This window comes from Nonomuraea sp. NPDC052116, assembly GCF_040680035.1.
Lineage (GTDB): Bacteria > Actinomycetota > Actinomycetes > Streptosporangiales > Streptosporangiaceae > Nonomuraea > Nonomuraea angiospora_A.
The window spans coordinates 121340-134036 of sequence record NZ_JBFAWA010000014.1 but is presented as its reverse complement, the minus strand read 5'-3'; the positions used below and the strand labels follow the sequence as shown (position 1 = coordinate 134036).

10 protein-coding genes and 1 pseudogene are annotated in these 12697 nt (G+C 73.6%); 3 read left to right on the top strand and 8 right to left on the bottom strand.

Features of this window, described 5'->3' with window-relative positions; all coding sequences use genetic code 11:
- The first annotated feature begins 119 nt into the window (after positions 1-119).
- Positions 120-461: an Lsr2 family protein gene (locus AB0L65_RS26715; protein WP_185077364.1), complete on the top strand. Its 342-nt coding sequence runs from the start codon at positions 120-122 to the stop codon at positions 459-461.
- A gap of 70 nt (positions 462-531) precedes the next feature.
- On the opposite strand, the gene AB0L65_RS26710 is transcribed toward AB0L65_RS26715, so the two are convergent.
- Positions 532-1722: a serine hydrolase domain-containing protein gene (locus AB0L65_RS26710; protein ID WP_364250118.1), complete on the bottom strand. Its 1191-nt coding sequence runs from the start codon at positions 1720-1722 to the stop codon at positions 532-534.
- A 122-nt stretch (positions 1723-1844) separates the two neighbouring features.
- On the opposite strand from AB0L65_RS26710, the gene AB0L65_RS26705 reads away from it, so the two are divergent.
- Complete coding sequence (locus AB0L65_RS26705) at positions 1845-2396, top strand: helix-turn-helix domain-containing protein (protein WP_364250115.1); 552 nt, start codon at positions 1845-1847, stop codon at positions 2394-2396.
- A 42-nt stretch (positions 2397-2438) separates the two neighbouring features.
- On the opposite strand, the gene AB0L65_RS26700 is transcribed toward AB0L65_RS26705, so the two are convergent.
- From AB0L65_RS26700 to AB0L65_RS26690, 3 genes and pseudogenes are all read right to left on the bottom strand, one after another.
- A complete protein-coding gene (locus tag AB0L65_RS26700) occupies positions 2439-3362 on the bottom strand; it encodes a CU044_5270 family protein (protein WP_364250112.1) in 924 nt (307 codons plus the stop codon).
- Positions 3362-3752 (bottom strand): annotated as a pseudogene (locus tag AB0L65_RS26695) (sigma factor-like helix-turn-helix DNA-binding protein). Before AB0L65_RS26695 ends, AB0L65_RS26700 begins: the two are co-directional and overlap by 1 nt.
- 51 nt (positions 3753-3803) lie before the next feature.
- Positions 3804-4901, bottom strand: a complete 1098-nt coding sequence (locus AB0L65_RS26690) for a hypothetical protein (protein ID WP_364250109.1) — start codon at positions 4899-4901, stop codon at positions 3804-3806.
- Between the two features lie 67 nt (positions 4902-4968).
- On the opposite strand from AB0L65_RS26690, the gene AB0L65_RS26685 reads away from it, so the two are divergent.
- Positions 4969-7503, top strand: coding sequence for a LuxR C-terminal-related transcriptional regulator (locus tag AB0L65_RS26685; protein ID WP_364250106.1), 2535 nt, complete (start codon positions 4969-4971; stop codon positions 7501-7503).
- Between the two features lie 7 nt (positions 7504-7510).
- Here AB0L65_RS26685 and AB0L65_RS26680 read toward each other — a convergent pair whose 3' ends face one another.
- Genes AB0L65_RS26680 through AB0L65_RS26665 form a run of 4 tightly spaced genes read right to left on the bottom strand, consistent with a single transcriptional unit; the run spans position 7511 to position 12696 of the window.
- Positions 7511-8893 (bottom strand): hypothetical protein, encoded by a 1383-nt coding sequence (locus AB0L65_RS26680; protein WP_364250103.1) that lies wholly within the window; start codon positions 8891-8893, stop codon positions 7511-7513.
- Entirely contained in the window at positions 8893-9897 is a 1005-nt protein-coding gene (locus tag AB0L65_RS26675; protein ID WP_364250100.1) for a hypothetical protein, read from the bottom strand. The genes AB0L65_RS26680 and AB0L65_RS26675 overlap by 1 nt, the downstream gene beginning before the upstream one ends.
- Entirely contained in the window at positions 9894-10871 is a 978-nt protein-coding gene (locus AB0L65_RS26670) for a hypothetical protein (RefSeq protein ID WP_364250098.1), read from the bottom strand. Before AB0L65_RS26670 ends, AB0L65_RS26675 begins: the two co-directional genes overlap by 4 nt.
- Positions 10861-12696, bottom strand: a complete 1836-nt coding sequence (locus tag AB0L65_RS26665; RefSeq protein WP_364250095.1) for a hypothetical protein — start codon at positions 12694-12696, stop codon at positions 10861-10863. The genes AB0L65_RS26670 and AB0L65_RS26665 overlap by 11 nt, the downstream gene beginning before the upstream one ends.
- Between the last annotated feature and the right edge of the window lies 1 nt (position 12697).

The window sequence follows — 12697 nt, the reverse complement described above, 5'->3', positions numbered from 1 at the left end:
GTTGTAGTGCGAGACACGATCGTGAAGTTCGATTGTGTCAGCACGGCGCCGCAAGGAGGTGCGTGATCTGCTGAAGGGGGCTACAGTACCTGCAACCATAACGTAATCGGAGCAGCATCATGGCGAAACGCATTGTTGAGTCCTTTGTCGATGACATCGACGGCAGTGACGCCGAGGGGACCACAAGGTTCGCTCTCGACGGCACCAGCTACGAGATCGACCTGTCGGGCTCCAACCGGGAGAAGCTGGAGAAGGCTCTCGCTCCCTTTATCACCAAGGCTCGCGCGGTCCGCGCCGAGCGAGGTGTTCGCGGCCGACGCGGTGGCGCCGGCACTTCGCGGGCCGTCACCCGTGAGAAGTCCACTGAGATCAGGCGGTGGGCGAAGGCCCAGGGGCTGCCGGTGAGCGAGCGTGGCCGCATCGCCGCCACTGTCGTGGAGCAGTACGAGGCGGCCCACTGAGGGAGCGATCCGGCTTCCGGTAGGTCTTGAGAGCACGGGCGGTCGGGTCCTGGTCGGCCGCCCGGCTCGGTCATCGAAGGTCGTCCAGGGCCGCGTACAGTGCCTCGACCAGGGAGCGGACGCGGAAGTCGCCGCCTTCCAGCAGTTCGGAGCCGCGGTTGGGGACGTAGCCGAAGGCGAGGCCGCGGTCCGGGTCGGCGAAGGCGAACGAGCCGGTGGCGCCGCCCTGGCCGAACAGCCCGGTGATGTGCCCGGGCGCGGGCCAGAAGGGGCCGCCTGGCACGGCGAAGCCGATGCCCCAGGCGGTGTGCACCCGCAGGGTCTGGTCGATCCCGTCGGCCTGCGGGGTGCGGATCCGGTCGACGAGTTCGGGCCCGAGCAGGCGGATGCCGTCGACCTCGCCGCTCAGGGCGGCGAAGTAGCGGGCCAGGGAGTGGGCGGAGGCGACGCCGTCCATCGACGGGCTCTCCACCTGGTACGTACGGGGATCGTTGGTGCTGTCCCAGCCGATGGCGACGCTGCCGTAGAAGGCGCGGTGGGACAGGCTGGCGGGGTCGTTGAGCGCCTTGGCGAAGTCGGCGAGTTCGGGGACCTCCATGCCGAGCCGCATGGTCTCGGCGTCGGGGACGACCATGGCGGCCATGCGCGGCATGGCGCTGCCGGGGACGCGGACGTGGCAGTCGAGGCCGAGCGGGCCGGTGATCTCGCGTTCCAGGAATTCGCTCAGCGTGAGCCCGGAGACGCGGCGGACGATCTCCCCGGCGAGGTGGCCGATGCTGACGCCGTGGTAGCCGTGCGCGGTGCCCGGGGGCCATTCGGGGGCGGCGGCCGCGAGGGCGTCGGTGATGGGGGTCCAGTCGCGCAGGTCCTCCCAGGTGATGGGGTGGGTGTCCAGGGTGGGCAGGCCGGCGCGGTGGCTGAGCAGCGTCCGTACGGTGATCTCGCTCTTGCCGTTCTGGGCGAACTCGGGCCAGTAGCGGGCCACGGGGGCCTCCAGGTCCACCTCGCCGCGTTCGGCCAGCACCAGCGCGGCGCCCGTGGCGAACGTCTTGCAGGTGGAGGCGATGGGGGCGATGGTGTCGCGCCGCCAGGGCCGGCGTGTCTCCGGGTCGGCGTAGCCGCCCCATAGGTCCACGATCGGGGTGCCGTGCCGGTAGACGGTGAGCCCGGCGCCGACCTCGCCTCCGTGTGTGAAGTTCCGTTCGAACGACTCGCGCACCGCCTGGAATCCGTCGACGGTGGTTCCTTCGATCTGTGCCATCGTCGTGCTCCTCACGTCAGAGCCGACCTACCGGTCGGTCGGGTGACTGGGACGCTAGCCTACCGACCGGACGGTTGGCAACCGGGGTATGCTTTGAGCCTGAACCGAGAGAGGGACGGCGATTGGCACCGAACGAAACCTCCGACACCCGGCTGCGCATCATCGAGGCGGCGCGGGAGCTGTTCACCGCACAGACCTACCGTGCGGCCAGCATGCGGGACGTCGCCGAACGGGTCGGCATCAGCAAGCCCTCCCTCTACCATCACTTCCGCAGCAAGGGCGAGATACTGGATTGCCTGGTGCGGCCCCCGATCGACCGGCTCGACGCGACGATCCGGGACGCCGCCGCCGCGCCCACCCTCGCCGAGGTGCGGCAGCGCGTGCTCGGCGGCTGCGTCGACGTCATGCTCGGCCACCGCGAGACCATGGTGCTGCTGCTGCGCGACGCCTCCGTCTACGGCGACGAGACCACCGAGCTCATGTCGCGCGTGGTGGGCATCACCAGCCGGGCCGTCGAGCTGCTGGCCGGCCCCGATCCTGACTGGCGCCGGCGCGTGCGGGCCGCCCAGGCCTTCGCCGCGGCCACCGACCCGATCAGCCATCTTCCGGACGTTCCGGACGACGAACTCCGGGACGAGCTGCTGCGTGGCGCGAGCGCGATCCTTTCGCCGTGACGGCAGCGGCGGCCCTGCGGCGTCCATCTCCGATCGGCCCCGCTACGGCCGCTCGCCCGGCTTGTCGACGATCCCGGCCTCCAGATGCGCGGTCCATCCGACGGGGGTGCCCGCCTTGACCTCGCGCGGCTGTCCGGCCGTGTAGGTGCGGGTGGCGACGGTCTCGCTGTACGTCCCCAGGAAGCGGTAGTCCTCCGGGCTCAGGATGATCTCGAAGCGCTCCCAGGGGCCGGTGTAGGCCAGCGCGATCCCGTGGCGGCCGGCCGCGTCCACGGCGTCCTGCTTGACCGACACCCCTTGGACCATCGGCAACGCGCGGAACATTGCGGCCCGTACCTTCTGCTCGACGGCCTGCTCGCTCATGACCTGGCCGATCGTCTCGACGATCCGCTGCTCCGCGGGCTTGTCGTCGCCGGGTTCCGCGGGGGTCGCGGCGACGGCCGCCCTGATCCGGGCGAGCGTCCGCTCGGGAGTGACGGGGTCCCCGGCCAGGTCGGCGGCGGTGATGCCGGGGCCGGTCTCGTGGATGACGAGCTTGCCCTCGCCGTCGTCCAGGGCCGTCTGCTTGCCGTCCACGCTGTTCCACAGCTCCAGGGTCATTCGCCTGTCCCGGTCCACCTCGGGCGCGGGCTCCGCGCGGAGCGGCGCGATGCTCTCCTTGACGTACAGCCACTTGCCCGGGGAGGGGACGGTCTTGTACGGGTCGGTCGCCGCGGCTCTCGCGGCGCGCTCGCTCAGCTCCTGAACGCTGGCCACGGGAGTGAAGGCCGGCTCCCTCGCCAAGGTGACGCCCACGGCCACCGCCAGCGACGCGGCCAGGGCCATGCTCCACACCGGGCGCGGCAGGCGCCGGCGAGGGGCGGGCGGCGGCTCGCTCATCGCGCGCAGCAGGCGGGCGCGCGCGGCGTCCTCGGCCTGGCGGGTGATCGTGGGGGTGGAGCCGCGGAAGTTCTTGATCTCGTCCATCAGGCGTCCTCTCTCGTCGGATCGTCGCCGCCAAGAGCGGCCCTGGTCTTCCTGCGGGCGCGGTGCAGGCGCGAGCGCACGGTCCCGACCGGGACGCCGAGCGCCGAGGCGACCTCCTCGTACGACAGATCGCCCCAGGCCACCAGCAGCAGCACGTCGCGATCGCCCCGCGAGAGTCCCGCCAGCGCCCCCGCCAGCCGCGATCAGGAACGTCTCCGCCGCGATGTCGTCGGCCGCCTGGGTGCCGAGCCGCCGGGCCGCGTAGCGGTGGATCTGCTGGAGGTAGCGGTCGAATATCCCGGCGAACCGCTCCGGGTCGTCGTGCGAGCGGCGGATGAGCTCTGCGTCATCCTCCTCCTCCACGCTCTCGACTGCTCGTGCTCGTGTCATGCCTGTTGTCTCCCGGAGGGCCGGATCAGGTTCTCACCCCGCCGGCCGCGCCTAAGGGAGCAGGGAGCGTCCCAGGTCGACGACGAACCGGGCGAGCCGGGCCCGCTTGCGGAACAGGTCGTGCAGCTCGGGGGTGGGCGCCTGGCCCAGGCGTTCGAAGGGGATCGCGGTCCAGGCGCTGCGCAGCACGAGGGTGGCGGCGTAGCCGAAGGAGACCTCGGCGGGGTCCGCGAGGCCGGCCACCGCGGCGGTGTACGCGGCCTCGATCGTCTCGTGGACGGCGGGCAGGTCCGCGGGGTCGAGTTCGCCGGTGTGGGCCCGGCCGACGAGGAGCTGGCCGAGGTCGAAGCCCACGGCCGCCGGGTACGGCCAGCTCCAGTCGATGGCCACGAACTCCGCCGAGCCGTCGGCCGGGATCAGCAGGTTCGAGGGGCTGGCGTCGCCGTGGACGAGGGTGTGGGGGAGGCGGTCGAGGGCGTCCAGCAGCGGGTCGATGTGGTCGGCGAGGGACAGCAGGTCGGCCTGCAGCAGGGGGTCGGCGTTCGCGGCGACCAGCGGGTGCCGCCACGTGGCCGGGTCGCGCAGGGTGGGCAGGAACAGGTTGGCGAGCGGGCCCCCGCAGTAGTAGCGCAGGCCGTGGTTGAGCGGTTCGCGCGGCGCGGACGTACGGCCCGCGACGGGGTGTGCGGTGGCCAGGTCGCCGAGCAGGCGGGCGGCGGCGCGGTAGCGGTCCAGGTCCCAGGCGGCGGGCGCGACCCGCACGTCCTCCAGCCACATGACGAGCCGGTCGTCGCCCAGGTCGTCCAGCCGGTACATCCGGGGCAGTCGCAGCCCGCCGGGGAGCCGGGGGCGGGCCAGGTAGATGTCCGCGTCGGCCCGCCAGGGGAAGTGCGCGAGCGCGGTGGCGCGCAGCGGCTCGGGGATGTCCGCGTACCAGGGCGAGTGCCTGATCTCGTGGATCGCCTTGACGAAGAACGACCAGGTCACGCCGCCGGTCGTGGTGCCGCGCACGCGGTGGAGCGAGGTCGTCGACAACGCCCCCGGGCCGGAGTCGAGGAGGTCGACGTGCTGGTCCGCGATCTCGGCGAGGGGGTCGCCGAGGCTCTCCCGTACGAGGTCCGTCAGGCCGGTGGTCAGCGCCATGGTCATGGGCCCCAGCATGGCGGGCGGGACAACTCGCTCGCATGAGCATGGCCTACTCAAATACGCTTTCGCCGTGGCAGGCTCCTGGCCGTTCATCGGGCGTGCGGCGCAATTGTCGGAGATCAGGTCCGCCTCCAGGGGCGTCGTCGTGGCCGGTCCGCCGGGCACGGGCAAGAGCCGGCTGGCGGCGCAGGCCGTGCACGGTCTCGACGGGGTCGCCTGGGCGCGGGCCACGGCGGCCGCCGCGGAGGTCCCGCTGGGCGCCTTCGCCCCGCTGCTCCCCGCCACGCCGCCCGCCGGCAACCCGCTGGGCTGGGCGGCCGCCGCGGTGCGCGTGCCGGTGCTGGTGGTGGACGACGCCCACCTGCTCGATCCGGTCTCGGCCGCGCTCGTCCACCATCTGGTGACGCGGGACGGCACCCGGGTGATCGCGACGCTGCGCAGCCGGACGCCCGTGCCGGATGCGGTGCTCGCGCTGTGGAAGGACGACCTGGTGCCGCGGCTGGAGCTGGAGCCGTTCTCCCTGGAGGAGACGGCGGCCGTCCTGGAGGCCGCGCTGGGCGGCCGGGTGGAGTCGGCGACCGTGGCCCGGCTGTGGCGCGTCAGCCAGGGCAACGCCCTCTACCTGCGCGAACTCGTGCTGTCCGGGATGCTCGCCGCCGACGGTGGCGTGTGGCGGTGGAGCGGGCCGCTGACGATCACGCCCACGCTGCGCGAGACCATCGCGGGCCGCATCGGCGAGGTGACCGCGCGGGAGCGGGAGGCGCTGGAGCTCCTGGCGTACGGCGAGCCGCTCGGCGCCGACCTGCTGGCCGCCTTCGGGTCGCTCGACGCCGTCCAGCATCTGGAGGACCGGCAGCTCGTCACGGTGCAGCCGGACGGCCGGCGGCTCCAGGTGCGGCTCGCGCATCCCCTGTACGGCGAGGTCATCAGGGACGGCTGCGGCGTGCTGCGCGCCCGCACGATGGTGCGCCGGCTGGCGCAGGCGGTCTCGGAGGCCGGGCTGCGGCGGCACGAGGATGTGCTCAGGGTGGCGGTCTGGCGGCTGGACGGCGGTCTGACCGGCGATCCCGGGCTGCTGCTGGCCGGCTGCGAGCGCGCCAGGGTCATCCGGGACCTGGAGCTGGCCGTACGGCTGGGGCGCGCGGCCGTGGCCGCGGGCGGCGGGACTCCCGCGCTGGCCGCGCTGGGCACGGTGCTGTTCTACACCGACCGGTACGCCGAGGCCGAGGAGGTGTTCGCCACCGCCTGGGCGGCGGAGATGGGCGAGGGGGCCCGGACCGACCTCGGCGTGCAGCGGGCCATGAACCTGGCCGTCGGGCTCGGGGACGTCGCACGGGCGCGAGCCGTCCTGGAGGAGACCGGCGGGCTCGTCCACGAGGTTCAGCCGCGGCAGGCGACGCTCATCATGCGGGCCGTCCTGGCCGCCCTGACCGGCGACATCGCCTTCGCAGAGGACCTGATGGCGCGGGCGCGGGACATGGGCCCGTTCAGCCCGCACGGCGCGCGGATGATCAGCGGTGCCGAGGCGGCCGTCCTGGTGGCGCGGGGCCGGGCCGCGGAATGCCTGGCCCACGTGGCGGAGATCGGCGCGGGCCTGGCGAAGGAGCCGGTCGCCATGCGCAGCCTCTCGGCCGCCTTGACCGGCCATGCCACGCACGCCGCGCTGCTGCTCGGCGATCTGGACACCGCCGAGCGGTTCGCCGGGCAGGGGTACGGCCTGGAGGGGCCCTTCCACACCTGGACGCGGGCGAACCTGGAGTTCGGCACGTGGACGGCCCGCGTGCTGCGGCTGCGCGGCCGGCTCGCCGACGCCCTCGCGTGGGCCCGCGACACCGCCGCGCGGCTGCCCGACCGCAGCGTGCTGGCGGGGTCGTGCCTGGGTGAGCTGGCGCACGCGTACGCGCTGCTCGGCGAGGTCGCGGCGGCCGAGCAGGCGGTGGAGCGGGCGGAGGCGACGGGGACGCCGATCGGCCCGTCCGTCGTCGTGCCGCTGCGCCTGGCCCGGGCGTGGACCCTGGCCGGTCGCGGCGATGCGGCCGGGGCCGTCGAGCTCTGCCTGGAGACCGCCGAGGACGCGCTGCCGTGCGACGTGCCGTTCCTGCTGCACGACGTCGTCCGGCTGGGCCGATCCGACCTGGTGTCCGCGCGGCTGGCGGCGCTCGACGTGGAGGGCCCGCTGGTGGCGCTGTTCGCGCGGCACGCCGCCGCCCGCGACGGCGCGGAGCTCGACGCGGTCTCGGAGGGCTTCGAGCGGCTCGGCCTGCTGCTGTACGCGGCCGAGGCGGCGGCGCGGGCGGCGGCCCGCTACCGCGAGTCCGGGCTGGTACGCGGGGCGCGGGCGGCGCAGACCCGGGCCTGGCGGCTCTCGCAGCGCTGCCAGGGCGCCCGGACGCTCGCGCTGATGGACCTCGACGTGCCCAGCCTGACGCCGAGGCAGCGCGAGATCGCGGTGCTGGCCGCGCAGGGGCTGACCAACCGCGAGATCGCCGCGCGGCTCGTCGTGTCCGTCCGCACCGTGGCCAACACCCTGTACGCCGTCTACGACAAGACGGGCGTCAACGACCGCGCCGCCCTGGCCGCGCTCCTGAACCGGCTGGCCGGCTAGCCGGTGGTCACCGCAGGAGAATGTCCACCGTCAGGAGGATGAACATGACCAGCACCGCTGCGGTCAGGCCGATCCACCAGGGATCGCGCCAAGTGGGCCTGACGTGCTCGGCGTCCGGAGTCTCCGGGGCCAGAAGGTCGCGCAGGACGGTGTTGATCTCGTGGTCGGGCAGCAACCGCTCCAGTTCGGGCACCAGGGCGAATGCCCGGGAGCGAACGTCGGCCGGCGTGCGCCCGGGTGCCCATTGGTGGAATTCCCACAGAATGTCGTGGGCGTCGCCCACGGTGGTCGCCCCCGCCAACTCCTTCGGGAAGTAGTCGGGGGCTGGGCCATGCGCCGCGACGGGCCGCGCCTCGGGCCGGGCCAGCGGTGAGATCGGCGCGCGGGGCCCCGGCGCGGGCGGCTCCTCCCGCGGCACGGGTGTGGGGCGGGGCCGTTTCACGGGCACCCGCCTCCGCGGGCCCGATGCCACCGCGGACGCCGGGGGAGCGGGCTCCGGTTCTGAATGCTCGGGAGGGGAAGGCGTGCGGGGCGCGGCCGGTACAGGCTTCGGCGGCTCGCGCAGGGCGATCCTGAGCAGCTCGATCCGCTCCTCCAGCGCCATCCCGTCGTTGATCCGCAGCCGCTTGACCAGCTCCAGCAGCCGCCCGCCCGCGTACGCGTCGACGACCATGGCCGCGATCTCGTCGTACAGATCGGTTTCATCAGGCACCCGCAGATCCACGCGCCGCCGGTGCGGGGCCCGCGACGACGGCCCCGGCCACTCCTGCAGGAAGATGACCTCCGCCCCCTGCTTGAGGTCGTCGCTCTCGAAGGTGGAGAACGTCTCCGGAAAGCGCCCGAGCACCCGGTCCAGGATGTCCACCACCCCCCACAGCTGCACGACGGCTTCACCCTGCGTCACCACCGACAGCGCCTCCCGGCGCCCGCGTAGGGCTTCCGAGACGATCGGCACGAGCGCCGGCGCCGCGGCGCGAGCCTGCCGGTCGAGTGCCTCGCTCGACTCGTGATAGGAGTGGGTCAGATCGGCCAGGTCGAGCGGCTCCGGGTCGGCGGGCAGCAGCGAGCTCCAGCCGGGGGCGAGCGCGAGCGCCTGGCGGACGTTCGGCATCGCCGAGGCGTTGGCGGCCGAGCCGCCCAGGTACGCCTGGACCCGGATGGTCCGCCTGCTGTCCGAGCCGCCGGTGCGCGTGCGCGAGAGCACCACGACGCGACCGTCCACCATGAGCCGGCAGACGCTGACCCCGGGCGCGGGACCGGGGTCGAGCCAGGGTCCGAGCTGGTGGTACCAGCCCCGGGTGTCCTCCAGGGAGGAGCGCACGGGGCCGAGGCCGGTGCGGCGCTCGTCCCACTCGAACAGGATCCAGTCGACGCTGGAGTAACGCCCCATCAGATCCCCACCTCCGGATAGCCGCGCAGGACGCCGGTCATCGCGAGGAGCGAGATCAGGGGCGCCAGGACGCGTCGCGGCCGCACGCCCCTGGGGAAGCGCCCGTCGGTCGGGGCGGAGCCCGTCGCCGAGACGAAATGCAGGGTGCACTTGCGGCATTTGTCGTAGGGGCTGAGCCACGCCTGCGCTCCGCGCCCGTGCAGGAAGGCGTAGACGTCGCGGCTCTCCCGCAGGACGTCCACCTGGTCCAGCCGGTCGGGCTCGTCGTACAGCCAGGTGTCGACCGGCGCCTCGAAGCGCACCGAGTCGCTCTTGGTGACCGCGATGACGGCGGGGATGTCCAGCCGCCCGCCGCTCTTGGGCAGCCGGTCGAGCACGGCGCGGAAGGACTCGTCGCCCATCCTGGCCGACCTGGTGGCGGCGTCGATCACGAAGAGCAGCCCGCCGACGGCCGGCACGAACCTGGTCGCCTCGTGGGTGGAGCTGCGCAGCAGCTCGCCGGCGATGTCGAAGAACGCCACCGCGGTGGTGTGCCGGCCGTCGTTGACGAGCAGCGCGTCGGCCGGCTCGGCGGTGGCCCGGTGGGTGGTGCGCGAGAGCGCGGTCCGCTCCACCATCAGCGGATGCACGTACGTGTTGACGTACTCGGCGTGCCGCTCGATGTCCACCGCGTCCGCGGTCAGCCCGTACGGCCGCAGGCCGCCCTGCTCGATGGCGCCGATCATCGAGGCCAGCAGGTGGGTCTTGCCCGTCTCCGGCCCGCCGACCAGCCCGATCACCAGCGGGCGGCCGTGCCGTACGTAGGTGTAGGGCAGGTGGTGTTCGAGGCTCGGGTCCGCCACCGGCGCCGGGCAGCGGACGTGGGCGGCGCGCAGCAGGTCCTCGCGGCGGGCACCGGTCGCGTTCTCCAGGGAAAGCGGCTGGTAGTGGCCCGCCGGGGTGCGTTCGTAGAGCTCGTCCTCGCTCCAGTCGAACTCGTGCAGGCAGATCGGGCAGAGGATCACCGGATCACCATCCAGACGACCACGACGAGGGCGGCCAGCACGGCCAGCGGAAGCCAGCGGGCCCACCACTTCTGCGGCTGCTCCGGCTGCACCTGCTCGATCCGGGTGACGGGCGGAGGTTGTTCCACCTCCTGCTCGCGTTTGGCCTCGTGGGCCCGGTCGAAGGCGACGCGGCCCTCCTCGAGCCGGAGGTCCTGTTCGGCGGGGATGGACCGCATGGGGTCCGGCTCCCGCAGCCGGTCGAGCACCTCCAGCGCCGACGGCGGCTGACCGGAGAAGACGTCGTGGATGGGCTGCAGCGCCGGGGCGGCGGTGAGGTCGGGGCGGTCGGCGACCTCGCGGGCGGTGACCGTGCGGTAGATCACCATGCCGGCGCTCCAGAGGTCGTCGGCGGTGGAGGCGCGGCCGGTGCCCGCGCGCTGATCCGGGGCGGCGTAGGGGGCCTCGCCGAGCCGCAGCCGGCGGCTGCCAGCCAGCGTGGCGTGGCTGAGGTCGGTGAGCTGTACGGCGGTGCCGTCCCAGCGCACGGTGTCCGGGTCGATGCGCCGGTGGACGATGTCGCAGGCCGACAGGATGCGCACGGCGCGGAAGAGGCTCGCCTGCAGGGCCCGCTGCTCGGCGATCAGCAACGAGCCGGCGAAGCGGGTGACCGGCTCGCCCCGGTGGTCGGAGAGCAGCACGAACGGCTCCTCCTCGTCCAGGCTGTAGCCCATCAGCCGGGGCAGCTCGACGGGGTAGGCCCGCCGCAGCCGGGTGAGCAGCCTGGCGCCCATCCGGGCCTCGTTCTCCAGCAGCTCGTAGAGGTGGTCGCGGTCACGCCCCTCCGCGCGGGGCACCCGCCGCTGCACGATCCTGGTGCCTGGGACGACGAGGGTCAGCCGGCGCTCGAAGGGGTCGTGGTCCGGCTCCGGCTTCACCTCCCAGGTCACGAGGTCGCCGTCGGGAGTGAAGAAGGTCAGCGGCTCAGGTTCCATCCTCGCTCCAGTTCTCCTCGACCGTCCCGGGGCGCAGCGGCACCAGGCGCAGGGTGCCGGCGTACTGCCCCGACCGGGTCCACACGACGTCGGGCGGGTTGCCCTGCCCCCGTACGGCCCTGGGCGCGAAGCGCACCGCGTACGCCTGCCGCAGCAGCATCGCCAGGTCACGGTCGCCGCACAGTTGCAGCATCTGGCCGTTCGCCTGGGCCCGCAGCGCGCGCACGACCTGCTGGGACTGCCGCCAGACCGCGTCGACGAGCTCCTGGCGGCCGGTGTCGCCGGTGCCGAAGTCGGGGCGTTCCTGGACGCCCCGGTGGGTCAGGTGGTCGCGGTACTGCCGCAGCGTCTCGTCGACCCGGCGCTCCAGCCCCACCTGCGCGTCCCGGTAGGCGCCCTGTTCGAGGGAGGTCCAGGCGGGCTCCAGCCAGCTCGCGACCGCGTCGACGAGGTCGCCGGTGATGACCTCGCGCAGCTGGCCGCCGCGGTCGCGCAGCCGTACGGTGACCTCCTCGTCGAGCGCCGGGCTCGCGGCGGCCTGGCCGGTCTCGGCCGTGCTCCAGTCGGTCAGCGTCCAGGACACCTGCGCGCAGATCTCGTTCAGCGCCGCCGCCAGCGTGCGGGACGCGTCGGAGGTGTGCATGCGGGCCTGGCCGAGCATCCACTCGCTGGCCGCGACCCGTTCGAGCATCGAGCGCAGGTCGTCGAGGGCGGTCCTGGCCGGTCCGAGCGAGAGCTGCTCGCGCCACCACGCCCGCGAGCGCCGCCAGAAGACGAAGCGGGGCAGGAACGTGGCGGGGAACTCGGCGGGCGCGTGCAGCGCGTTGAGCAGCTCGTCCGGGCAGGCCCGCCAGAGGTCGCCGACGAAGGCGCGGCTGCCGATGGGCGCGCTGTGGTCGGCCAGCAGGCGGTAGCGCGAGACCATCCGCTGCACGCTCTTGCGCTCGGCCAGGGCCGCCTCCAGGTCGGCGCGCAGCTCGCCGACGATCTGGGCGTGGCCCATGTCGGCGGGGACGGCGAACCTGATCCCGTGCGCGGCCAGCTGCTCGGCGGCGTTGTCGTCGGTGTGGTCGATCTCCTCGAAGAGCCGCGCGAGGGTGTCGCGGAACTTGGCGAGCTCCCGCCCCGCGGCGATCACCTTGTCGACGACCGCTGCCCGGGCGCGGGCATTGTGGACGTAGCCGAGGTCGTCCAGGGCGCGGACCGCCTGATCGATCCGCTCGGCGGCGCTCCGGTGGAGCTGGTCCAGCGGGCCCTCCGGGATGAGCGCGTCGAGGAGGTCGGAGGGCAGGTCGACGGTGCCGCTGAGCACGGGCAGCGCGGTGGCCAGCGGCGAGCTGAAGGTGGCCGTGTCCTGCTGGACGGGCCCGTCGAAGCGTTCGGCCACCTCGCGGAAGGCCTGGCCGAGCACCTCGGGGTCGATCCGGCCGGCCACGATGCGCCAGCCGGGCGAGGCGGTGCCGTACGGGATGTCGCCCAGGCTGTTGACCACCTCGTCGAAGACCTCCGGCTGGGTGAGCAGGTCGATCAGGATGGCCTCCGCGCTCACCCCGGGCCCGTGGGCCGCCTCGCCGGTGTCGGCGTTCCACAGGATGCCGAAGGGGTCGCTCACCCAGAGCACCCTGCGGCTCTCCCCGTCCAGGACGGGGGGCAGGCGCAGGTCGGGTCCCACCGCGAGGACGAGCACCGACCTGACCAGGCGCGAGCTGAAGACGTCCTGGAGCACCCGCTGGGCGCCGGCCAGGCGCTCGGTGTCGGCCACCACCAGGACCTGGGCGCCGAGCCGCTCCAGCTCACCCTTGCGCAGGTCGAGCACGACGACCATG

Bases quoted from the DNA above. Each gene is read 5' to 3' on its own strand.
- AB0L65_RS26715 (WP_185077364.1), top strand. From the start codon at position 120: ATGGCGAAACGCATTGTTGAGTCCTTTGTCGATGACATCGACGGCAGT.
- AB0L65_RS26710 (WP_364250118.1), bottom strand. From the start codon at position 1,722: ATGGCACAGATCGAAGGAACCACCGTCGACGGATTCCAGGCGGTGCGC.
- AB0L65_RS26700 (WP_364250112.1), bottom strand. From the start codon at position 3,362: ATGGACGAGATCAAGAACTTCCGCGGCTCCACCCCCACGATCACCCGC.
- AB0L65_RS26690 (WP_364250109.1), bottom strand. From the start codon at position 4,901: ATGACCATGGCGCTGACCACCGGCCTGACGGACCTCGTACGGGAGAGC.
- AB0L65_RS26680 (WP_364250103.1), bottom strand. From the start codon at position 8,893: ATGGGGCGTTACTCCAGCGTCGACTGGATCCTGTTCGAGTGGGACGAG.
- AB0L65_RS26670 (WP_364250098.1), bottom strand. From the start codon at position 10,871: ATGGAACCTGAGCCGCTGACCTTCTTCACTCCCGACGGCGACCTCGTG.
- AB0L65_RS26665 (WP_364250095.1), bottom strand. From the start codon at position 12,696: ATGGTCGTCGTGCTCGACCTGCGCAAGGGTGAGCTGGAGCGGCTCGGC.